This is a genomic window from Microcoleus sp. B4-C1 (genome assembly GCF_036705285.1).
GTDB lineage: Bacteria > Cyanobacteriota > Cyanobacteriia > Cyanobacteriales > Microcoleaceae > Microcoleus.
Window position 1 is genome coordinate 159,468 of sequence record NZ_JAUBUC010000001.1, and the last position, 24,641, is coordinate 184,108.

Annotated in this window: 15 protein-coding genes; 1 reads left to right on the forward strand and 14 read right to left on the reverse strand. The window is 45.3% G+C overall.

Annotation, left to right across the window (positions count from 1 at the left end):
- Positions 1-154: 154 nt before the first annotated feature.
- The 3 genes from QUB26_RS00765 to QUB26_RS00775 all read right to left on the reverse strand — a co-directional run bounded on the left by QUB26_RS00765 (position 155) and on the right by QUB26_RS00775 (position 3,006).
- Positions 155-1,891: a helix-turn-helix transcriptional regulator gene (locus tag QUB26_RS00765; protein ID WP_333316119.1), complete on the reverse strand. Its 1,737-nt coding sequence runs from the start codon at positions 1,889-1,891 to the stop codon at positions 155-157.
- 299 nt (positions 1,892-2,190) lie between these two features.
- Positions 2,191-2,490, reverse strand: coding sequence for a hypothetical protein (locus QUB26_RS00770; protein ID WP_333316121.1), 300 nt, complete (start codon positions 2,488-2,490; stop codon positions 2,191-2,193).
- A gap of 21 nt (positions 2,491-2,511) precedes the next feature.
- On the reverse strand, positions 2,512-3,006 hold the full coding sequence (locus QUB26_RS00775) for a DNA methyltransferase (protein ID WP_333316123.1): 495 nt from the start codon (positions 3,004-3,006) through the stop codon (positions 2,512-2,514).
- 295 nt (positions 3,007-3,301) lie between these two features.
- On the opposite strand from QUB26_RS00775, the gene QUB26_RS00780 reads away from it, so the two are divergent.
- Positions 3,302-4,276 carry a tyrosine-type recombinase/integrase gene (locus QUB26_RS00780; RefSeq protein ID WP_333316125.1) on the forward strand — a complete coding sequence of 325 codons (975 nt, stop codon included), beginning with the start codon at positions 3,302-3,304 and terminating at the stop codon, positions 4,274-4,276.
- A 244-nt stretch (positions 4,277-4,520) separates the two neighbouring features.
- Here QUB26_RS00780 and QUB26_RS00785 read toward each other — a convergent pair whose 3' ends face one another.
- The 11 genes from QUB26_RS00785 to QUB26_RS00835 form a co-directional block, all read right to left on the reverse strand.
- Entirely contained in the window at positions 4,521-8,399 is a 3,879-nt protein-coding gene (locus QUB26_RS00785) for a hypothetical protein (protein ID WP_333316127.1), read from the reverse strand.
- Between the two features lie 29 nt (positions 8,400-8,428).
- A complete protein-coding gene (locus QUB26_RS00790) occupies positions 8,429-12,025 on the reverse strand; it encodes a hypothetical protein (RefSeq protein WP_333316129.1) in 3,597 nt (1,198 codons plus the stop codon).
- A gap of 580 nt (positions 12,026-12,605) precedes the next feature.
- A complete protein-coding gene (locus tag QUB26_RS00795; protein WP_333316130.1) occupies positions 12,606-13,355 on the reverse strand; it encodes an HIRAN domain-containing protein in 750 nt (249 codons plus the stop codon).
- Positions 13,352-14,332: a hypothetical protein gene (locus QUB26_RS00800; RefSeq protein ID WP_333316132.1), complete on the reverse strand. Its 981-nt coding sequence runs from the start codon at positions 14,330-14,332 to the stop codon at positions 13,352-13,354. The genes QUB26_RS00795 and QUB26_RS00800 overlap by 4 nt, the downstream gene beginning before the upstream one ends.
- Before the next feature lie 377 nt (positions 14,333-14,709).
- Positions 14,710-15,651, reverse strand: coding sequence for a ParB/RepB/Spo0J family partition protein (locus QUB26_RS00805; RefSeq protein WP_333316134.1), 942 nt, complete (start codon positions 15,649-15,651; stop codon positions 14,710-14,712).
- Positions 15,648-16,403, reverse strand: a complete 756-nt coding sequence (locus QUB26_RS00810) for an AAA family ATPase (protein WP_333316136.1) — start codon at positions 16,401-16,403, stop codon at positions 15,648-15,650. The genes QUB26_RS00805 and QUB26_RS00810 overlap by 4 nt, the downstream gene beginning before the upstream one ends.
- A gap of 203 nt (positions 16,404-16,606) precedes the next feature.
- Positions 16,607-18,943 (reverse strand): ATP-binding protein, encoded by a 2,337-nt coding sequence (locus tag QUB26_RS00815; protein WP_333316139.1) that lies wholly within the window; start codon positions 18,941-18,943, stop codon positions 16,607-16,609.
- A gap of 565 nt (positions 18,944-19,508) precedes the next feature.
- On the reverse strand, positions 19,509-20,261 hold the full coding sequence (locus QUB26_RS00820; RefSeq protein WP_333236866.1) for a hypothetical protein: 753 nt from the start codon (positions 20,259-20,261) through the stop codon (positions 19,509-19,511).
- A gap of 109 nt (positions 20,262-20,370) precedes the next feature.
- A complete protein-coding gene (locus tag QUB26_RS00825; RefSeq protein WP_333316141.1) occupies positions 20,371-22,389 on the reverse strand; it encodes a hypothetical protein in 2,019 nt (672 codons plus the stop codon).
- A 169-nt stretch (positions 22,390-22,558) separates the two neighbouring features.
- A complete protein-coding gene (locus QUB26_RS00830) occupies positions 22,559-23,155 on the reverse strand; it encodes a hypothetical protein (protein ID WP_150111742.1) in 597 nt (198 codons plus the stop codon).
- Between the two features lie 238 nt (positions 23,156-23,393).
- On the reverse strand, positions 23,394-24,479 hold the full coding sequence (locus tag QUB26_RS00835) for a hypothetical protein (protein WP_333316143.1): 1,086 nt from the start codon (positions 24,477-24,479) through the stop codon (positions 23,394-23,396).
- Positions 24,480-24,641 lie beyond the last annotated feature (162 nt).

Below are 24,641 nucleotides of genomic sequence, written 5' to 3' on the forward strand. Positions count from 1 at the left end.
GTTTTGGTAGCTAGATCCGGGTGTGTCCGTAGTAAAGTCGTAAGCCTTGCCTGATAATAGTTTGAAGGTGATTTTGAGGTCATTTTTGCCTTACTACGCAAAACTCCAGCCTTACTACGCTTGGGGCTGGAGTTCGAGTTAAAGGGATGGGAAGCTAGATTGACAGTTCCGGTAGCACTTTAGGCAAGATTTTTCTGAGGTGGGCGGCGGTTTTGGGGCTAATTGGCTTGCCGCGCTGAAGCTGTGAGACTAGCTGCTGAGATATGCCCAGCTTTTCGGCGATGGCTCTTTGCTTCGTCCAACCCTTTGCTTCACAAGCCTTCTGTATCGGTTCCCACTCTAACGGGGCAGCAGATGCTGATTTCCGTTTCCGGGGCAAAGATGCTGATTTTTTAGCAGCTATCAAGGCAGGAATTTTACCGGGAGGCTTGATGGTGACGCCAGCTTCTAGCAGTAAATCAATAATTCTTTTTTTGCAATCTTTGGGTTTACCTGTTGTACTTCCAGGACGCAACCATTCTGGGTAGGTTTCAGAGTCATATATAATCTGCCAATCTAACTCAATCAATCGCATTAAAGCTTTACCCCACCGCTCCTTTATATCTTGAGCTTTGTATTTAACAGACCGCATTAATTCAATTTGATTTTTCGGCATCACCATCTCTAGGACGGTCTTAACCGTGTATTTTCCATTTGTATGAATGGCGCTTTCTGTTGTTATATTGATGGCAATTAAAAATGCTAGCTCATCATGATAGGGGTTCATTTTTAGCGTCGATTCTGAAATCCAACCAAACTCATATAAGGCCACTGGAGGCTTGGCATTCTTGCCAGGTTTATTAAAGAAAAACTCAGTCCATCTACCCGCCCGAATGAAGGCTACTATTTCTGTTGGTTCATCAATTTCATTTGTGAAAATGTTACGCTGCCCGTAGCGCTCCACAGCAACGTCCCAAATGAGGGAATTCATATCGCATCCTAGCTTCCCGATATTCCATTTAATGGTAGCGTCCAGCCTTCTCAGAAGCTTCAGGCATTGCTCTATCCTGAGTAACTTCTGGGAAGTGGTCATATCTTTACGCTCACCCCAACCCATTAAGTCTATGAGGTTAGTGCCACCATTTTTCCCAGTTCCAGCTAGCTTAATTTCAGTTCTCCAAGGCACAGCTTGTTGAAAAACATAGGCAGATAGTAAACAGTGGAGTTTGGCAGTATCTTTCCCCAAATTGCCAAATTCCTCAATAATTCCCCAGGCGGCCTTGCCTGTAAAGTAAAAATATTCTTTAGTAACTGGGTCTTTATCCTTTAAGGCTAACTTAACAAAACCCGTGTTGTAATTATCTCGAAAAAACACATTTTTATGGGCATCTTCTTGCCAATCCCAAATTCGTAATAAGGACTTGCAAGCCGTTCTAGGAGGGGCTGAGGTGAGTATTTGAGTGATTGTGGTGCTGATAAATACCTGGGGTTCGGTTGCGGGAACTGTTTTTGAAGCCAGCCCCAGCATAGCGGTTAACTCATCTAGTGTCCGATTGGATAAATCGAGTGGCTCTAGAAAAATTAAAGCTGAATCAAGTGCCACGTTTTTCCATAAATTTTCCTCGGTTCTACCTGCCTCAAGCCAGAGGGTCAGATGATTTAATATCTCCTCTGCTTTTGTCAAGTAGAAAGCATCATCAACTATCTGCTCTTTGAGAAATTTTTCGAGTTCATCAACACACTTAGGACTAAAGCCTTCTAATGTTTCATCCCTTTTAGTAATTTCGGTATGAATCCCCATTGCTACATTCAAGGCCAAAGTTTCTAAAAAATTCCCTTGGCGTAGCTTCTTGGCGTACTCTTGAATGCGCTCGCCATCTATCGTGGTGGTGGTGGTAGTATATAACTCCATAGCCTAGCCTCTTCATGCCAATAATAGTTACAGGTTTGATAGACAAATATCTCACTTGCTTTATCGAACCGTTTTGTAAGGAGTAACCCGAACTTTCCGTACTACCACGCCCTGTATCCCCAAAGCATTTGCGTTCCAGTGGTGGCGAGAAATAATATGTTTTTTCACTAACTTCACGATCGAAAGCTCTCCTATATACTGTCCCAATCCGCTCGTTACTACAGTTTACCATAACGCTATTATTTTAACATTTTACAGTAATACTTTCCTGCTCTATCGCTGTTAATTTCTGCCTAAAACTAAGAACTGTTGATACAAGCTATTGTCAAAGATCGCTCATCCCCTAACCCACAAACAGCCTTCGCACAGAGGGACGTTATGCTTCCGGTTTTTCCACTAATTTCTCCTGCAAAGCACATCTCTAAGCGCGTAGCATCGGCATAGTCATAGTTATTAGCATAGGGCGGCGAGGTAATGATTAAATCAGCAAAATCATCCGGTACGCCAAGACAATTCCGAGCATCAGAGCGAACGCTCTTAGCAGTATTAGCTGCTGTTTTTCCTGCAATTCTCATGTCTTGAACCTGGGTTTGAACCATTAGCTCAAAAGCTGACATCGGCTACAATACAGATTTTTTGGTTGGGTTAGGTAAGATGTACTGCCAAGGGGCAGTTCCAACGCAGAAAACATGGCAGAGAATGGCTATAATTGTCAGCCATACCAACTCGGATTGAGGAGAATCGTCAGCTAATTGTTTCCAAGCCTGCCACAATCGATTTAAGCCTTCAAGGGAGCGATCGCTTAAACAAGAACGAATCAAAGCCGGATAATTATCTACACAGCCCGACAAATTTTCGGCACGTATTTTGACATTTCTTATATGCTCTAAATAAAGAGCGGGGTCAGTTCGATATAACAACTTGGCTGAAGCAATCCTAGCAACGAAGGGATGAGCTTCTACTCCCAAGCATTCAACCCCCATTTTCTCAGCAGCAAGCAGCGTCGTCCCCGCACCGGCAAATGGATCGAAGACAGTCGCACTCCCCCGTTCCAAGGCTCTAGCAATAACGGTTTCGACCCAAGAGGCCGAGAAACCCGCACGCTCATCTCGCACCAGCGGTGAACGGGCAACTTGATGTTGTCTGTAAAGGTTGAAAAGGTGCTGTTGCCCTCTTGAGAGAGAGGGGGCGGCGCTAGCGGCAGAACTTCCCCAAGAGGCAGCTTTAATTGTTTGACCATCAAAATTTATGCTCGTTCACTCAATTGCAGCGATCGCCGCTGCGCCTGCAAGGTTTTGGAGCCCACCGCTCATCATTAGTACGCTCGCCGAACGGACTGGTAAATTATCCATCTTTTTGCACCCCTAATGAGGGTAATCTGGTCTGGAAACAGAAATTATCAGGCCGGCTATGGACTTAGAACACGCTACTAATTCCTTTGGAGAAATAGCTTCGACGCGCGACCTAGTGGCAGAGCTGTTAGCTGCCAAGCGCTCTGTCAACACTAGGCGTGCTTATGAGAAAGACTTGTACGATTTCTTTGCGACAATGACGGGGCAGGAACCTCACCCGGCATTGGTGCGCGAGTTCCTACGGCTGAACCGCTTCGCCGCTGTCGCGGTGGTTCTCAAATATAAAGCCAAACTAATCGACAAGGGACTTAAGGAAGCGACGATTAATCGGCGGCTGGCGGCTATCAAAAGTTTGGTGAATTTTGCTCGGAAGGTGGGCGAGTGCGAGTGGAGTTTGGTAGATGTTGAAGGAGAGAAGGTGGTTCCTTACCGGGATACTACAGGGTTTGGCCGAGTTGCTTCTGAGAATGTGGCGGCGATGCAGTCGGTGTTGTCCATTCCTGACAGGAGTACACCCCAGGGAAAGCGCGACTATGCAGTTCTCCGGCTGCTGTGGGACAATGCGTTGCGCCGGGGGGAGCTCGGCGGAGCCAATATAGGCGACTTTGACCCGCTAGCCCGAACTCTGAACATTTACGGCAAAGGTAGGGGAACTCAAGCGCAGCTAATTGACTTGCATAGCGCGACGGCAGATGCGATTTCTGATTGGCTGAGCGTGCGGGGAGCTGCAATGCCCCTCGATCCTTTATTTATTGCTTTGACAAAGCGGGAATATGGGTTGAGGTTGAGCGGGTACGCTATTTACAAGCTTGTTTTCTCAACTTGCTCCGCTGCGGGAATTCCTAAAAGAATCAGCCCGCACAGAATACGCCACGCTGCAATTACGACGCTGTTAGATGCAAGCAACGGCAATACGCGAATGGCGCAGAAGTTGAGCCGCCATACCAGCTCGAACGTCCTTAATTGCTACGATGATAATCGGCAGAGCTTGCAGCGGGAAGCGTCGGGGCTGCTGGCTGGTTTGGTACGCTAAGTTGAGATTTATATGTTCGGATAATAATCGAATACAAGACTATGGGGAAACTTACCGAAACTGTTAACTTTCGTCTGACACTCTAAGATTAGTTGGGTGCGACTGGCTGAACCTTTACCAGTTACAGCAGTGCATAACTGCGTTATTAGCAGGCAAGCTGATAGAAGGGATGCGGGGCAAGTCAACGAGCGACGGTTGCAGGTAATGCAGCAAAGCAGTTAGACTAAAATTCAGGAGGCGCTTGTCACCCCCTGAACAAAATAAGATTGAGGAGATTCAGGGAGCGAGAGTTAAGAAAGTAATTTGCTCTGAACAAACCCCGACGAATCTGCGCCAAGTCGTAACTTTTAAAAATCACCCAAGGAAAATCAACGAAGCCATTGCCGATGGGGAGAAAATCAGTAGCGGGGTACAAAGCCTTGACATAACGCTCCAGTAACATACGAAACCTGTGACTCACAGGCGAGTTTTCACTCTCTTCTGTAAATGAGCGCCGGAGAGTTTCATCTGCAACCAAGAAATGTAGGGGAACAGCGAAATACTGGTCGCTGAAATTGCTAGAGTCGCTAAGTTGCTGCGTAATCTCCTCATTTTGCTTGAGCTTTTGGATGAAATCAAGAGCGAAGTAAATTTCATTTTTTATATCTTGTGGGTAATTTTTGCGCCAGATATTTTCCAAAGCATTTATGAATTCTGGCGTCGCGTATTTACTGACTTGGGAATAAGGATCGAACCTGTAAAGGGAGGTCACTGTGTTATTATTCATTGGGACGAGCAACAGCGAACCATCCACATAAAAAACCTGCGGGCTGAGTTCGATATCCAACAAGTCAGCCATGCAAGAGCATTGGTCAAATAAGAAATCAACGCCTAACTCCAATAGAGACGGTAAGCTAATTTTTTTCCTTGTCTGTTCGTAGGAAACAGAAGAATTGGGTGAGCAAGTAGACTTCTGTAGGAAGAATTTCGCAGACTCAAAAAAACAAGGCAAATGTTCGAGAGCAAGTTTAACATCTCGATCTTCTGGATGTAGACGCTGATGGCTCCGCAGCCGCTGCATGAGAGACTTGATACGGGTACTAAACGTCTCGCCACCCGAATACATCCCTTTTCCGCCAATGGGAATCATTGCTGTGCTGCGTCCGCAGAGATATCCTGCACCCGTAATTCTCGTCATTATCGCTGTTCGCAAGACGAGCAAGGAACCTATCAGATTTGCGACGCGAGTGATCTGACTTTGTTGCTTGCTGGGTACATTGGTGAATACTTTTTCAACAATGTACACCGTCACTTTCTTAGGTTCGCGATCGTTATTTTTTCCCTCGGCAAAATCGCCCCGACCTCGATAGATGGTCTGAATAATTTCCATCAGGTTGTTTTCTATCTGAAACCTAGGTAGCTCGACGATTATGTGTTTTGCATGAGGAAAGGAAATGCCGCGAGAAGCTGATGATGTCATAAATACTACTCTAACCTGGTCTTTACATTCAAGGCGGCTTTCCTTGTCTGGATCTGAAAGGGAATGTATTTCCAGATAAGCCTTATTTTTATCGAATCGAGGCTGCCTCTTTTTGACCAAATCTATTAATTGTATCAGACGTTGCTTGTCCTGAATGTAAACCAGTAATTGGTCTGAATTTTGCTCAGAGACGTGGTGGATTATTTCGGTTACTAGGGAATCGTCCCGCGCTGACTGACCCAGTTTATTTTTAAGGGAGCCATCCTCATTAATTTTACAAGTCTCGAAGAAAACTTTGTAAGTGAGTTCAATAAGTCTTGCTGGATATGAGTTGGCGTTAATTATGGTGGAATCAATAATTCCTCGCCGTGCTGACTCATCAGTAAACGACTGAAAACTAAGCTCCAGTGGCTCTCGCTCATTCTCAACAGGAGAACAGTAAATCTTAGCCGGCTCCGCTTCCCTTGTACCGAGGTGCGGCTTAACAACTTCAACACCTATTAGGGAAGCGTCAGCAACAATCAGTTTAGTATTAAAACCATGCGATTTATCGAAGAGTTCAAGCTTTTTATCCAGCCATTTCTGCATGGCGTGAAACCACTCAACCCCAGCGCTATCGCCCGTCACTTCGTCAACCATAACAATGATGTTTCTCAGGCGTGAAGATAATTTAATCATTTCCTCTGAAATCACTTCACCCTGATTTGTAACCGAACGGAATAGTCTATGAAAGTTATCTAAGGAGTCTCCGTATTTATTCACTTTACGGAGGGACTGAGTAGAGCAGGTAATCACAATTTTACTCACGCCCTTATTGATGAGAGCGTGACCAGCATCGCACAGGCTCCTAATCACTCCCGTTCCTGATTTTTTATCGTAGCCAAGCGAATTTCCTGAAAGACGACTTATTTCCTGTCTCGCTCTTGTGAGATGCTTTCCCTCATCTCCAACGCCAATAAAAGTTACCCCTGACCAATTAGAAGTATTAGTATCGCCATTAGAATAATATTTGACTGTTGGCAAGCCGTTGTTGGTGGCAATAATAGCGTGGCTGGTATAAATGCAGTACAGGTCATCAGCAAACAAGCGCCGCGATTCAGTTCTAAATTTATTGATTGTGTCTTCGTTAACCGATAGCCGCGGACTGACGTAGAACAGCAGGAAGCCCTCGTTAACGCGATCGCGAAGAAAATCTACCACTGTCGTTGTTTTCCCAATACCCGGATTTCCGGTCAGGAACAGATAGCGACAGGCGGATGACAGTTGTTCGTTTATTATTTGGGCATGAGCATTCCTTAGCGTAATTTTCTGAGGAAGGTTGTATTTTGAAGTAATCGAATCATCTAGAAAATCCGATGGATTGTGAAAATTACTAATTGTTTCAGTGAAAGACACGGTTCTGTCCGCAGTGGTATTCATATCGCACAGCGAGTCAACAAATTCTTTTACGTCCTGCTGTTGGCGATCGCTCTCTTGTTCGCATTCTCCTGCTGTACTGTTTCCAACGCTGACTCCCATTCCACCGGGTGCGTACAATAAACTATCCGCGACACTTCGCTTGATTAAATTGAGCATCTTAACAAGCGTCCGCTTATAACTATCGATTGAATTCTCTGTGTCAGACTTTTCCTGTCTCTTCATGGACTTATATGCGTCGGCGCAACGATCAAGGATATCGAAATCTTCCCGCCCGACATTCAGAGTGCTAATTCCCTGCGTCGTGTAACCGATCGCCGTGACTTGGACAGTTGCATCCTTTGGTATCCTGTTCTCTGATTCGAGAAACTTGACAAAACTAGCGGAGTACGATGCCGCCTGCACCAACTTAACAAAGTCCTTGTCGTAATAAGAAAAAGCTGTCAGGTAATCCTTTATGTCACGCCCAATTATTAATTCTCGATTGCTTCCTTCCTTTGTGTCAATTTTTAAGTGATGATAAACACTTTTGGACATTAAGCGGTGCAGTTCCACTCCGAGAGACTCAAGGATTGATAAAGCACTCGATAAATTCCACAAATCGCAATGTTCTCGTTCATCAGTTGCACCCTGATTTTCCCCTTCGTTCAACTCGCTGCTGTCATTGCTATCAACGGTGAATGCAGACAAATCAACGCAGACGATGCGATATTCCTTTTTTCCGCCTCCCTCCCCCTCTTTCGACATCAGCATTAATGTGTCCGCCTTTAAAAATTCCCCCGTTGTAGCGTATTTATTTATGTATGGGAAAACCTTATCTGGGGTAATGCCCAACTGGGAAAGGATTTGAGAATAGCGGTCATGTTCGTTTTTTTCCAGTGTTCTCATGCTGGTTGCATCCGAAAGACAGCACTGCACGTACAGCAATTCCCAATATCTGCTTGTATTAGAGGAGTACCCGAACGCATCCATCAGTTCGTGCCATAAACCCAAACCGCCAAGATGACCCCGCAGGAGTAACAACTTGCCCCAGGTTGCCCATATTCGCTGACTCTCCGCGTCAATAAATCCCTCTTTCAATTTCATTTGAACGAGGCTATTGACGACTCCTCGATGATTGAGTTTTTTTAAATCATCAATGAATAAACCCATGTGGGCGTATTTCATCCCTGTTTGATGAATCGCCGTCAATATTCCCGCGTTAAATGCTAGCTCGAAAAGATGTCCTTGTGCCTCTCTTATTTCCATTTACAGATCCTCTAAAACTTACAGAGCCTTTAAAACGGGACAATATCGCCGTTGCTAATAACCCACCACTGGGAAGCGATTATCGATTCAACTCGCTCCTTAAGCATCGGATTGGAATAGGACTCAACCAAGCAGTCAACATAATGTTGAGGCAGCTCATCGGGAGCGCTTACTTCACGATCTACTAAGTAATTCTTAATTTCATCGAGAAGCAAGAGAGAGGAGTGAGATAGATTAATGTTGCTATGTATCGCATTCTCTTCAGAAATTGGAACGATCAATGCGTTGTACACTTCTGTGAGATATGCGATAGAATTCATTTGCACCGAAGAGATGCAGTGCCGACTTTTGGCTGCTGACCTGCCAATTGCATTGTCGCCGATAATATCATTTAGGGGGTCGAGTTTGAGGAACGATTTCTCTGCCTTAGTTTGGCTTTTTTCGTATTTTGAATAATGCAAGAGCGTTAACCCAAGCATGAGGTCATTTTTGAGCGGCCCCTCTTTGATGAGACCGTCCATCACCTTATTCACGTCAATTACGTCGCCAGGGTGGGCGTTGAGCAAGGTAGAATAAGTTGTCACAGTGTTGTAGAAAATACGATCTCGCTCTACAGCCTTTCCGGTGAACAAATTGAAAAATACTACCTGGGAGCGATTGGGGTCATTAAATACGTTACTCAACTGGCGCACGTCCTGAACGTACAAAGTCTCTTCTTTCAGTTCCCCATCAATCCGCAAGGCGCTGTAACTGTCGTACAGAACCGGATATATTACCAGATCATCAGCAATCTTGAGGTATTTGATGAGTTCCGGCGACATGAAGAACAATTCATTTTGTTGGTCAGTCACGCGCAGGTGTTCAGAAAAGGGACTGCTAGCTATGTATATAACGTGGCGAAACCCCTTGAGATACATATCGCTAATTGTGTCGCGCAGCACTGCAGGACAGCGATGCAGTTCATCCCCTCTGTAATTTCCCGCCAGAGTTTTCACCATCCTCACTTTTAGACCTGTTTCTGTAGGCTCCACTGCCACAACTTCACCCGTCAAATTGGCAATGTAGTTTTCTCCCCAACGTGAGGAACGGGCGTCGCATTTGTTGCTTGAAACCATCATTATTAACAAGGGCTCTATGGTTCTATTGTTATTGTTCTTAATTTTGTATTCCTGTGGCAATATTGAGTAGAGCGAACACTTGGCATTTGGAATTTTATAACGGTTAATATTCGGCATCACTATTCCTTGAGAATTCATCAACAAGGAGTCGCTCAATACATAACTCCATTCCTCCACTATTTGATGAAGCAATGTTTCCTGCTGCGTTGTTTGGGCTTCTGCTGTTTGGTGCAGCAGCCACTGACCTACAAATAAATTTTTATTTTTTCGCGCTTGAGATGTCAGAATATCTAATATTATGAAGCCCAGCGTCCGCCAAGTAAGCTCGTATATAAAACGCCCCCGTTCTGTGGCTTTTTCTAAAGGTACTTCAGTCACTTTAAACTCTATTAGTGAGCCAGGAAATACAAGGCGACTCATGTATTCCGATGCTTCATCAGCATTTTGGGGCAGGTTACGTTTCTCCCCTAATAAGGGTGCGAGCATTTCGATGTTCTTTTTATCGCGAGCAAATTGCTTGCTTGTATCTTGACTTGCAAAACTATAGAACACGGGAAGCATTTGAATGTCGCCAATTTGATAGCTCATGTCGAACTCGCGCTTCTTACTCGTGCGGTAGAAGTTATCCGTCTCAAATGTCAGCGTTACAGGAAACTGGATGATTGCGTCTTTATTTGCCACCTGTGCCGAGATGAAAACATACTTGAGGCATTCCTTCAGATTCTCCGACAGTTCATTCCCGAAGAATCTACCCGTATTGCTGATTTCGCTCAAGTCTGACAGAAGCAATGTCCGTGACAGCCCTATATTTACCTTTTTTTCGGCAGAAAACCCAAGTTTTTCTTTTTTTAAGTATTCTTTAAGAGCCTTTACCACAGCTTCCAGTTTGTCAGTAACTAAGTATTCACTCATTTCACCAACAAACTTTATCATTAAATTTTTCTTAGCCTCATCACTGTCAAGAGCTTCTTCTTTCAACTGAGGCAATACTTCTTCCGTAAATCTCCTGATTACATCAAAATTTAGAACATCCTCGTAACAATAATTTGGCGCTAGAGGGTTTGGACAGGCAAATGCAAAGTAATAAAGAACGAAAAACTTAACTATTTTCTCAATGTGTTTCTTGCGCCTCTCCTGCGTTAGATCGTCCAAATTTATGTTATGCAACTTTGAATCCGGCTTAATCATCTCAAGCCCATACACAAATGAAGAATCGTAAAGAACCGGATTACTGACGCGCCCGTTTAACTTGAATTTGAGTCCAAAAGTTATTGAGGTAATGCTCTGATGTGGATCGTCTGTTTCTCCAATACAGCCATCGATTTTGCCTAAAAGAGGTAACTCGGAGAAGGCATCCCGCCCAGAGAATAATTCTTGGATGTCTACAAGTACGCCCTGGTATGTTACTTCGTAATAAGCCTCTGGTTTCTTTTTGTCGTTGATGAATTTTTCCAGTGATCTAAGACGCCGGCTGTAGTCCCTCAAATAAAACGAGGCTTCGTCGAGTGATATTCCGCGTGGCTGTTGTTTCCCTTTAAGGGCAAACTGATGTATTAACTTACTTTTTTGCTTCGAGTCTCTAACGCGAGCGCAATCTTCATCAATTATATTTGCCAAGGATTCCAAGTAAGTTACTTCCGCCTCTCTTTTCAGGCGACCGATTGTTTCCTGATTAAGTAATTTTTCAAGTTGGCATAATTCATTAGAACCATTAGTTTTGAGCAAATCGAGGCTCGTTCTCACGTTTTTAATTACAAAATCAGGATAATTTGAGTCCTGTTGTATTTTCAAGAATTGAACATAATTTTCCAGCCCAGTCACCACAAATTCGCGGAAGCGAGTTGTACTATTTATCTCTATTGTTACTTTGTGACTCCTGATTGTAGGAGTCTCCACTTCATAATCCAAGGTCAAATCCTGCGAACTCAACCCAGTCATCGAAGGGAATTGCCAAGCAAACAAGGAGGGCTGCTTTGGCATTGATGCCAGGGGTACAAGCATTGACTCGATTAATTCATCAATTGTCACTTCTGAGCTTTCTCCATCAGGCTTTGAGCTTTCTCCATCAGGCTTTGAGCTTTCTTCATCAGGCTCTGAGCTTTCTTCATCAGGCTCTGAGCTTTCTTCATCAGGCTCTGAGCTTTCTTCATCAGGCTCTGAGCCGTGGACTTTCCTAATAGCCTCGATTAATCTATTTGATAAAGCCGTTTTGATTTCTTGAATTTTTTCTCCGAAGGTTTCACGGCATTTTTCAACCATGTTTATTGTCGCTTTATAGGCTTTTTCTCCTGGCTCTAATGGAGGTCTTAATTCTTGATTTTTTGCGAGTTGAAAAGCCAAACAATGAATGTCTATAATTAACCTAAATCTTCCTGAAGGGATATCTTGTTTTAAGCAAAATATTGCTGCTCCGGTTTCTTGATTCAGTTCGTCAAGAGTTTTTGCTAGCCAGTCGCTATAATCCAGCCTCGCCAGTTCATTCCTGTCTTCTTTTAACTCATTTTTCACGGGAACTAGCTCCTTCTTTTATGAAAACTGGTTGCGGATTGTTCACTGGTTAAGGGGATAAATTATTCTCATACAAGTAGAATGATTCAAAATATCATTTCATGTTCGCCAAAATAAACCATCTCAGGAGGTCGGTGTCGAGCTTACAGTTACAACAGATTGCAGGTGAATAGAGTACACTTTAATCCCAAGCACCCACGAAACTGGTTTACAAACTCGCTATCCGACTCTCCTTTTACCCTCATCTCAAGCAACAGCAGGGTCAGTAACCAACGCCCTCATATAATAGCAAAGAGGTCGGACATTGTGGGGCAAAGAACTGCAACTGAGTAAATCCCAATCTTTGCAGGGGCTTTTCAGCACCCAAGAGCTATCCTCTTTGAGGGGCAAGCCTGCTACGAATGGATCGTGGGAGCGGGAGTCAACATCAGTAGCACTCCGGTGAGACCGGATTGGGGAAGAAAGCGCCGATCGAGCAGGCCGGATTGCGAAAAGGCTCCTGAGCGACTTGCGGTGATGAATGTTTGGCTCAATTTGGTCAAGAGGAGTCTAACTCGGAGTTGCGGGGGTTTTCCAGTACCTAAGAGCTGCTGAGGGGCTGATATTCATGACTTGAAAATGGGCGGAAGTCATCATAGCATTGAGCCGTTATGTTGCACAGCAGGCGAAACTGGAGTGGTGTCGGCGGTAGATTGACTTGCTCTACGTGCACCTCTACCAAACTGGGATTCCTCAATAGAACTTCAAAAATCTCACTATTCAAATATCGCGGACAATACCCGACAATATGGTGGTCTTCTGTATTTAAAGTCAATGCTTTAGAATCATAATGATTTTGAAATTCGTGAGCTAACCACAAATTTTCTCCTGTCTCTAAGCGGTTAATTCGCTCAATTGCACAGGGTGGCAAATACCGCAGTCCGTGCAAGAAAAAGTGAAGGCGATACCGCCCTTCTGAATCTGGTTCAGGAATGAGAAAAACAGTTAGAGTATCTGTTTCTCGCCGCCCACCGCTGCGAGCTAACATGGCAATTGGCTCGCTTTCATTTTGAGAAAGATTTAGCCACCGAATAAAACTTGAGTAATCGGGGCGATTTGTCGGCATCAACCGATTAGCAAATACGGAAAATAAGTAGGTTGATGTATATACTTCACCTAAGCGCGGAAACGAGGGCAAGGGTTCAAAACCGCACTTCTGTTGAGCTTCTAAAACGCCTTGCGTGTAGGTAAATTGGTAGTTGGTTCCGTCAAAGGTTAGCCTGCCAATGGGAAACCAGGAACGGCTGTTTGGATCTTGCCAAGCCAAAAAAAGCGTTGAGTGTGTTTTCACGGTAGCGTTTTCCTCAAGTTAAGCAGTCTGTGTTGATTGAATTCAAGAATCTTTTGGGCAAACTCGGCTGCAATCGGTGAGATACGAGTGTTAGGAATTCGATTAAAAATATCCACCATATTCGCCTTTGAGATACTTTCAAGTCGCTCAAGCCATATATGCGCTGCATTCGGAAATCGACGTGCAGCGCAGTCAAATACATCAATTGTTTTGAGAGGCTTTTTATCATCAACGCTGCCATAAAACGCTGAGAAACATTTGTTAGCATAAGCCTCTACTGAGCGTTTTTGCCTTTGTCGATCTGAGAGGTCGCGCCCCAGACTGGAAGCATGATCGTAACTGGGTGCTAGGTGTGCTGTTTTGGATGTAGTGGACGCTAGATTTACTGTTTCGGATGCACTGGGTGCTAGGTGTGCTGTTTCGGATGTAGTAGGCACTGCCTTATTTCGGACAACACCCCAGTTTTCGTGGTGGCGATCGCCATTGCCAATCCACGCATCTAACAGAAGATAGCCGACAAACACTTCTACAGCTTTTTGGATGCCACTGGGTACTGTCCAACCAATGGGTAAGTTCACAGATTCATCAGAGATAATTCTCAACACTAGATCAATTGTATGTTGTGACAGGTTGTAGGTTGCAAAGGTGGGGTAATTGGGCACGATGGGAGTAAGAAGTTCGTTACCGTGAACGAGGGTGCCACCGTTAGGCAAAAAGTAAGAAGAGACTACACCGAGATTCCCCTCACTCGTGGCGGCCAGTTCATAATTAGCATGAGGAATTCCCAGTAATTCGCACAATTCGGAGGCCACTTTTTCTGCCCAATCTTCGCCTAAATCAAGTCTTGCTTGTTTGTACAGGCAGCGGCCGAGTTCTGGGTGTTCAAACCAAAACTTATACTTGCTTCCCATTGCCTCAGTCTTGGAGAGTTCGTAAGCTTGAGGGGTGACAATAATGATGGGAAATTCATCAGGCATAAATTGTTTAACCTATTTCTTTCGCCGCACTCGCAGTTCACAAATATAGCAACCGCTTTCGTCGGTTAGAACACAAAGTCTGGTAGGGGTCATTCATGAACCCTACCTTGTCTATAGCAGTATGACGACTGCTATAGAACCCATTTGACATATTGTAGCGATCGGACACCAGCAGCCGATCGGATTGCAGCAACCTTACGCCTCGAAAAGCTCTTTTTTGAGGTCGTTCGCTTTAAACCCATAAAAACCGCCTCAAAGGCGTGTTCAGCCCAAGGAATTTAGAGCGTTTTTGGAGTTTTCCTAAAACAACAGAAGCCTACATTGTACCCGCAAGGCACAGTGTAGGTAGTTCATGTAGTTTTACTTTAAAATCAGCTTCATTTTTCCAATCCCTCACCCACCAAAGCTTCCAGTTCAGCTAACAGCTTCTCTAGTTTCTTTTGCTTTTTGGGGTCATCCCAAACCTTAGACTTTTTCACTCTGCCATAAGCTGCATCTACGCGACTTTTAAGTGAGTGATTTGGTGCAGTCGCCTCCCCTGTACTTTTCGCTTTTAAATCGGCAATGCGCTGTTTGATTTGGGTCAGGGAGAGGTCGAGAGCGATCGCCTCTTCTAACAATTGGGAGCGCTCTGAGCTATCCTTAACTCGGGCGATCGCTCTGGCTTTAGTATACTCAATCTGTCCTTTCCGCAGCGCTCCAATCACATCATCTGGCAGGTTCAGCAACGGGAGGCGATTGGTTCGGAAACTCTCTGGAGTGTACTTCCCGACGAGTGCAAATATATCGCTTACTATTTCCCACTCCGAGCTGTGGATAACGTTATCCACACCGGCGCGTTCCGGGTGCGCGGCTGCTCCGAGCAAAGCAATAACTGACGAAGAGGTAGAGTTCAATTTCATTGCCAGCAATTGCAGAATTCCCTCAGTTTCCTCAATCGCATTCAAATCTTCCCGCTGCAAGTTCTCCAGCAGTGCAATTTGCAGAGCCTCTGTGTCTGTCAGTTCCCGAATCACAACAGGAATCTCAGTCAAACCTAACGACGAAGCGGCTCGATAGCGCCGTTCTCCCGCTACCAATTCGTACTTGTTGCCATCTATTGGGCGTACCAGGAGCGGTTGCAGAATCCCTAGCTGCTTGACTGACTCCACCAGTTCTTGCATAGCTGTCGGATCGAAATAGCGGCGTGGCTGCTGCTGGGGCAAGACAATTGTGTCTATGGAGACTAGGGAGGATGCGGCATCTTCGCTGTCGCTGGTTCCTAATAGAGCCTCAACCCCTTTGATTTGATAAGGCTGACTGTCGCGCTTTTGATTCATGCCAGAGCTAAGAGTCCTTGTGCAATAGTATCGAGTACGGCGACGGCTGGATGTTTTGGATTGTACACGGCCAGAGGTACGTGTTGCTGTGACGCATCGGCGAAAGCGACAGTCCGAGGCACGGCAGGGTAAATCGCACCAATCTTCTCCAGAGAAGTAGTAATTGACTGCAAACTTTGAAAGGCCTGTACAGTACGGGTATCGTACAGCGTCGGAATCACTCCAGCAATCTGCAATGAACGATTGGCGCGTTTCCTGACGCGAGCAATGGTTTGCAACAGCAATTCGGTTCCTTTGAGAGCTTTATATTCAGTCTGAATCGGAATTAAGACGTGAGTGGAGGCAACTAGACTGATATAGGATAGGATGCCTAGCGAAGGAGGGCAGTCTATCAATATGAAGTCATAGTGCGAGCTCAGGGGGTCAATGACTTCTTTTAGCCGACTATCTCTCATGTCAGCCACCACCAGTTCCAGCTCTGCTCCGCTCAAATTAATATTGGAAGGAAGCAAGTCCATGTTGTGAAGGTTTTTGCGGAGCGCCGCGTCAGAACCGTTCATAATAGACTCGTAGACAGTCTCCTGTAACTCAGATGGCTCCAAGCCCATGAAGGTGGTAAGTGAGGCTTGGGGGTCCATATCTACTAACAAGACTTTTTGCTTCCGCCTCGCCAAATGGTAGCCTAAATTCATTGTCAAACTGGTTTTGGAGACACCGCCTGACTGGTTGAACAGCGCAATAATTTTGCTCATCTATTTTTAAGCACGCAATAAACGTGTTGATTCAACAACAATATTAGTGGACTGCGGCTTATTCTAGGCTAATCTTTGAAATAACTTTGAGAACCGCCTCTGAAAACTGCGATCGCAGTTAGCATTGAACTATCGCAGTTAGCACTGAGCAGAGATGTTGAGCGCAGTCCATACTCATAATCTTGGATTTGGGTGGGGTTCGTTCAAAGGTAGTGTTGAGTTAAATCGCTGATAATATCTAAGCTCATATTATCAACTAATTTAGTCAGAGCCACAGCAAGAGGCTTCTGCGACAGGGGGATTCGCTCAATCAACAGCCTTACCGCTTGCTCGTCTCCACAAGCGGCTGCTTTATAAAGCTTCTCAATCAACTCCCTCGGCAACACAGACAGCGACTCAGGAGTCAGTTGCATAACAGGCTCATCCTGTTCAGACTTCCTTGGCGACTCCTCTTCATAGATATAGCGAACTCCCAAATGAAGCGCCATCTTCTCAAAAATTACTGTTTCTCGGAACGGTTTGGCAACAAAATCATCAAAGCCATTCGACAAGGCAAGTTCCTGGGTTTTAACAAAAGCATTAGCGCTCAAAGCAATAATTTTAGTGTTAGAACCGTCAGGCAAAGCTCTAATTTTTTGAGTAGCTTGAAAACCGTCTAAAACAGGCATCCTCAAATCCATCCAAATTAAATCCGGCTTGTACTTTCGCCACAATTTAACAGCCTCAATTCCGTTATCCGCGAAGCACACAAGAAAACCAGCCGACTTCAATATCTGAGTTAGCAGCAACCGATTTGCCGACTCATCGTCCGCTACCAGAATGCGATAATTTTGTTGGTTAGGTGTCAACCCCTTCACTCGTTTTTGCGGCAGTCTGTCATAAACTTCGCTCTCAGTAGCATGACTGACTTTAACGTAAAAACTAAAAACCGTTCCTTTCCCCACAGAACTTTTGACCTTAATTTCACCACCCATCAGCTTCACAAAAGAGTTACTGATTGGCAATCCCAAACCCGTTCCCGTTTGCGATTTTCTGCCAGCATCCGCTTGCACGAACGGCTTGAACAAACGGCTAACCTCGTCAGGGGCAATGCCTGGGCCTGTATCCTTCACAGAGAACTGGAGAAAGAATTTGGATAGCGGTTTTTTTGCCAGCAACTGAAGGCATTTTACAGTCAGCTTCACCCTACCCGCCTCAGTAAATTTAACAGCATTACCCAACAGATTAATCAAAACTTGGCGCAGCTTGCTTTCATCAGTTCGGACGTATTGCGGTACATCTGAACTGCGTTCAAAAACAAGTTGCAACCCCGACGATTGAGTTTTGAGTTGGAACATCCCTTCTATATCATTGAGCAAACTGTACAGGTCAAAAGCATTTGATTCGAGGGTAATTTGACCAGCTTCAATCTTAGACAGCGACAAAATATCGTTGATTAGTTTCAACAAATGCTCGCCACTGCGATTGATAATATCTAAACTCGACTGCTGTTCCGGTGCAGTTTTTTTAGAGTTTACAAGGAGGTGGGCAAAGCCGATAATCGCATTCAGAGGCGTTCTCAGTTCGTGGCTCATATTAGCCAGAAAGGTACTTTTAGCGCGATTGGCACTTTCGGCGGCAATTTTAGCTTGTTTTAGTTCCTTTGTTTTCTGTGCAACTTGCCGCTTTAAATCGCCAGAATATTCTTCTAACCGCTGGCGAGATGCTTTTAACTGGAAATTCATGCGCTTGAAAGCACAGGCTAGGGCTTCGAGTTCGGCAACGCCGCTACCTGAAACTGTTGAGTCGAAGTCGCCACCAGCTATCGCCTCTGTTGCCGAAATTAACCGCAGCAGCCGCTGTTCTATTCTTAGGGAAATGGACAGCAAAAGGCAGATAGAAAGAACCAAAGCCAGCATTACGAGCAAAATAGTGTTGCGGGTGTTAGCCTGAACTTTGTCCGTAAAATCGGTTTCAGGGACAACTGCTACAATCAGCCAGTTTAAGCTTGAAGAGTTTTCAAAAGGTCTGACTTGCAGTAAGTATCTAGAGTTGCTGGCAGTAAAGTTAAGATTTTGGCTGCTGTTAATAGCAGCGAGGCTGCCATAATGTTTAAGCAAATACTCTGTTGAAAGCTGGATTACTTTTTGTTGCAGAGCTTGGGCGCGAATTCGCTGCTGGGAGTCAACAGAAATAGACGGTTTTAGTTCAGTTACCTCGTTCCAAGCAACTAAATGTCCCTCTCGGTCTAAGATAAAGGCTTGACAGTTAGGGCTGATGTGGAAATCGTGCAAGTTGAATGTTGAGGTTGGGGTGGGAAAAGCAGGATTTGTTTTTTGTTGAGGCAATATTGTTTTTGGAGAGTCTGACCCATTTCTTTTCCCATTTGGTTTGATTGTGACTCCGGCTGTTTGACTTGGGCGAAGTTGGTTCACCGAACCAGTTTGCATTTTATTATAATTCCCTTCTCCTTTCCCAACCCGTTCTTTTAAGTAGTTGTCAAGGCGGTCCCAGATGCGGCTCGTTGCTTCTGCCAATAGCTGTGCAACTAAGTCATTCATTGTCTGCCGCCCTGTTTGAAAAGAAAGCCATCCCGTCAGACATAGTAAAGTCGAAATCAGGAGAGCGTTGGGGACTGTAAGCACAACGCGCAGCGGGAGGGCAGACTTTTTTTGAACTGAGCTTTTTGGGCGGAACATTGGTTAAAAAAAGAGAGTGGGAATGAGGAAAAAAACGTTCTTCTTCAGAGGGGAGTAACACCAGAAGTAGAAGAGTTCTCCTCTCCTCATTCACCATCCCCGCTCGGTCTCGTTATGCTGTTTGACTAATTCCTATTAATAGCGCAGCCTCAAACGAATCTGAATCAGTCAAAAGCCATAAGTTCTCAGAGCGAGCGGTTAGCGACACTGGCTCCCGCTTGGCAGTATTGAGGAGAGGATTTGCATCTCAACTAACCCAAGTTGCGTACTTAAAGCCGCTCTAGACTGGTAATGGGTAATGGGTAATGGGTAATTGGAACAAGTTGAGATTTGAGATTTGAGATTTTAAATTGATGGGATTGCCGTTGCTCCCGCTTTGTGCTTGACTCCGGAACGAATGCACTTACCTAACTCTGTCTAACATTGGTTAGATATGAGTAGGTTTGTGTGAACGGTAGTTTGATTCTTCAAAAGCTATTTTGGCTAGCTCGACAATCACAGACAAGTCTACTCCGGCTCGTGCAGCAGCATCGGCCGCCGATAGATTGTGGTTTCTTACTAGAGCTAAAAATTGTCGCACGCTGTAGACTACTGGGTCGCTGGCTGCTGTGTAGCCTTTTTGAATGGCAATCAGCAATCCTTTTTCAACATCTGATGCTGCGGGGGCGCGACCTCTATCAACGTTCACAGTCGGCTCCATTCTTGGGGTGACGGGAGCGATGCGAATTCCTAAGTGTTCTGGTTCTTTGTTGGTAGGAACGATGTTGAAGTTGTAAAGTCGCTGTTTCCCTTTTGAATCTACAGTTTTGATTGAAAGGTTAGTGATGGTAGCTGTGGTAGCTCCCGGAAAATTGAGCGCTTGAATGGGACGCAAGAAAACAGTTTTGGCTTGGCCGCTTGCCAACTGTGCGTCGGTGCTGAAAACTATTTTTGAGGGGTCGGCAATTAAAACGTAGGCGAGAGCTTCATCGGTTGAGCTGAAGTCGATCGTACTCGCGCGACCGGGATAGACTAAAATATCGATCGCACTATTGACGGCAATATCTCGACCCACAGTTTGATAGCCTGTTACTCTTGATTGAGCAAAAGCACAGTCGGGGTAGCTTGCAGTAGCGAACACTGCTGTGAACAAAAGCCCTCCGAGGGAAAGCATTCTTGGGGATTGGATGCGATTCGTCATGGCAGTTATTCGTTGATGTGGAGAAAATTGTTGACAGTAGAAACGGGGATTTCCTTTACTAATCGCCGCAGTCGCGTTGGGGCGACTTAACCGTTTACCGACGGTTTGGTTATCGGTAAATGTTGAGAAAGCTGTTAACAGTAATAGAAACCGGGGTTCCTTTATTAACCACAGCTACATTGGGGCGGTTTAAAAGTTCTTCAGTTGCTCTATCTGAGCGGCTTTCCATCCGTTTTGCCAGGGGGCTGAAGAAGCCATCGAGGACGGCTGACCAAATTTGGGGGTCTCGACTTTCAACGGTGGTTGTACTGCCCCCAAACCTACCGCTAATACTGCTAGAGCTCCTGACTTTAGGCTCTGCGAACACTTGACCGACTCGTCCAACTCCCGACAGCACTGCGGTGAGGATATCCTGTCCGGCAACATCGGAACCTGGGTCGAAGTAGCCTGAAGCAATCAACGGCCGCCCGCCCTCTCCTGCAATCAAAATTGCGCCTTCTGGAATGGGCTGCTGTTTAATCTGACCGTTTCTATCAGAGTAGACAATCGCCACAGCACTAGCTTGTACCATGCGATTGGTTTTGCTGACGGTGCTGGCTTTGGCAATGACAACTGTGCCGGCTGGAAAAGCAATAAAGCCGTTAGTTGCCGTTACGTTGTCTGTGAGGGTGACGGCAAATTTGTCTCCCTGGTGTTTGTTTGAGCTTTCATCCCACAGCAGGGGAATCGAAACTACGCCGTTGGCTGTGGTGCCCAGGGGAACCTGAGCTGTTTGGGAGGTTGAGCCCGTTTGGGGCGTGCGGTTGAGAATGCCTTTTACCCCTGGAGAGTTGACTTGTTCTGCGGTTGGGGAATTTGTTAAGGCTTCTGCTTCTGGAGCAGTTTCTGGGGAAAGGGTTTGAAATTCTGTATCGGGCAAGGATGTTTGGGACTCGCTCAGTCGAGTCGCAGTCTCGATTGGGTTATCGGTAAAATCGGAACTTGTTTGGGGAGAAAGGGCAGCCGGAGTTAATTGGTTAGTTGAGTTTTGGGAGTTGTCGGTGGTTTCGAGGCTGTCCTCTCCTGCAGGAAACTCCGGGTGTAGCCTTTCCCCGCTGGCGTTATTTGGGTGGCTATATAGTTTTTCTGGGATTTGCTCGAAAGAAACGTATGAGGGTTGCGACTTTTGGTTGCCGATATTGACAGTTAGGAATTCAGTTGTTGGAGCTGGCTTTGTCAGAGCGGCGGCGGTAGCACTTGTTGTCGCTGGAGTGCTTGGTGTTGCACTCACGGCATTCGCTATTCGGTTAGGGTCAAAATTTCCCCTAATTTGTCCGAGTTGAGCGAGTTGGTTCCACCGCTCAAACGGGTCGATTTTTTCTTCTCTTGGAGTTGGAATTAAAGGTGGGGGTATTAACGGTTTGGGTATGGGGGCTGGTGGGGGCGCGGGTGTTCTTTGCGGTATGGGTGCGGGTACTGTTACCGTCCGCACTACTGTTCTGGGTGCGGGTAGGGGTTCGCGTAGAGGAGTAGGTGGCGGTGCAGCGCTCCGGGTAGCGACTAGACGCGGAGTTCGCGGATTTCGTGGGGCTCTTGACGGTTTGGGCGACGGTTCTGTTTTGGGTTTTGCGGTTTTTTGCGGTTTTTCGGCTAACAGTTTTTGTTGGTCTTGGTAAGCTAATTTAGCCAGCAACTCCGGTTTTTCATCTTTAATGGTGCCAGAAGAGCTTTCTTTTGGTGTTGATTGTGCGATAGGTTCGCGAGGTGATTTAGGCTTGATAAATTGCCAAATCAGCAGTCCTAGCAATAGTATTCCACCAGTCAATAGCAGTATTGTCACTGCTCTAGGAACGCCTCTTTCGGAAACAGGCGGGGGCAGTGGTCTTTCCTCATCTTGAGCGAGTTGATATTGAGTTTCAAGTGTTAGGGGTGCATTGGGGTCGAAATTAGCAATGAAGTTTTCATCAATATCATCGTCAGAAGGGGAAGGGTTTGGAGAAGGGGAAATAGGGGAATTGATGTTATCGTCATCATTATTAGGGGTATATTCACTTGATGCAGTTGTATGATTCATATTGGCTGTAGTGGTACTATTATCAGGAGTGGTATTAATTGGATTTTCGGTTAATCCATTTCTTTTGTTAGTCATGGCTTTAGAGTTGAATGTGTTGTGTTTAACTGTACATAAAAAAGCAAAGAGAGAAGACTTCAAGCAAAGGTATGAAACATACTAAATGTTTAAATTATTTAGTTGTTACGGTAGGTTTTTAAATTTACCCACTTGCCGGTTCGGCCCCTTTCCATGTCTCTTTCCTCTTCTATGGTTTGAATTCGACAATTCGGGAAATTTCTAATCCGGCTGCTCTCAAAGAGTGAATAGTCTTCTCTAATTCATTAGCGTTTTCTTTGAGAGGGGATTTGGGAATTTCTACGGCTTTGACGGTGAAGGTTCGATTAAACTGTTCTCGGCTTTCTCCAATGCCTTGCTCTAGCACTACGCGAGTAGCAATTACATCTATTTCCCAAACTCCTCTTTTTATTTCTCTCGGTTCTGAGATGTGAGAGATATAGACTCCAGAGCGGGTTTTTCCTGAATAGATGGTGTTGGGAACGAGTTTGGCAAGTTCGACCAGGGAAGCTTTACCAAACTCTGATTCCATCATCAAGGAACCCATCCAAGCAGTTGTAGGAACTTGGGAACCTTTAACTTTAATGCCGGGGTCTGGGTCATTTGTGCCGGGAATTTTGCCTGACCAAGCCCAGGTTAAATTTACCCAACTGGATACAAAATTTTGGATGATTTTCGGCTCTCTGTACAGTTCATCTTGTTCTGCAATTCGTGCTGCGGTTCCGTCTTTTAACTGGACAAAGGTAACTTTTCTTTGAGATAAGGCTCTCAAACTGACTGTATTCACTAAAACAGTAATTGTCAGGAGGAAAACAAAGCTTGTTAGTAGAACAAAGCACAAGGCTAAGGTGTTTTTAGATTCAGGGAGTAAGGGTTGTGATTGTGGGAATTTCATATGATCGAAGGGGATGGGGAGATGGGGATAGAGAATAGGGAGATAGGGAGGGAATGGATTGGCAAACTGGGTTTGAGTAGTGAGTAACAACTCGGTTCGGTGAAGAAAAAGCTATCGGAATTTCCTTGCCCTAGATCAGTTTTCCAGCAATAACGCCGATCGCGTTACTGGCAATATCTGTAAGCTGTTTGGTGCTATTGGCGATCGCACTGTACAAAGCAGTTCCTCCACCCTTGGCTATTAACACGGCTAGAACGGGAGAAAACACAGCTAAAAAGAATAAAAAGGCGATATCTGTAACTAACTCTGCATCGGAATTGACAATCACTACAGCGACTAATCCAACGACGATGTTGTACCCCAATTGCACTCCAAATAACGACATAAATCCTATTAGCCAAGCCCAGATAGGTTTTCCTTGTAGTGGCAATAGTGATAAACCCATTGCCAGAGGCCCGAATAAAGCTGTTAGCAACAAGGCTGCTTCTAAAATATTGACAAATGCCCACTGTACTGATCTAAGAATTAAGCGAATGATGGGCAAGACAGTAGACCTAAAAACTTGTCCTGCAAAATCGCCATTTCCTATATCCTGAAGATTGGCAACATTGCCTAAGTTTTCGACAAATCGCTGCAAGCTTTTGAGAGATCCTCCATTTTGCTGTTCGGCTGCCTGGAGGATTTGTTGAGCGGGCTGTTTTTTGCTGTTCCAACATTCCACTAAAGCTGAGCCAACTTTGCCCTGACATTCGCTGTAGAGTTTTTCGATTTCTTCTTTGCCAGCACTGGTGAGGTTAACGTCGCTCAGGGCAGTTCTGAAGGTCATTTCTCCGACTTGAATTTTCATAATTTCTTGAACTTGAGTGCTGCCTACAGCTTTGATGAATTTGACGCTTTCAGCTAAGACTTTACCGTTGTTGCTGAGAAATACTACAATTACGAGTGGCCAGATAAACATGGCTACTAGCTCTGACCAAGACTGTTTTTCGATGATTTCTTTGCCACTGGTGACAGCGAGGTAAGTAACAGATATTCCCGCTAGAATTAGTCCTAGTTTGACTAAGGCAATCCAGAGAGAGGATTCTTGAGTGTTGAAGGTGTTAAACCAAACTAAATTCCACGATTCGACGGTCTTTTGAGAGACTTCTATGGCGTCAGAGAGAGTGTCCAGGGCTTGTCCTGCTGTGCTAGTTTGGGCGATTAGTTGTGTCAGCATCTTTGGAAGGGGAGGGGGAAGGGGAAGGGGAAGGGGAGAGGGAGAGTGGGAGAGGGGGAGAAAGAGGGAGAGGGGGAGAGTGGGAGAGTGGGAGAGTGGGAGAGTGGGAGAGAACAAGCGGGACAAGCGGAAACAGGAAACCCTTATCCCCTCTCCCTCTCA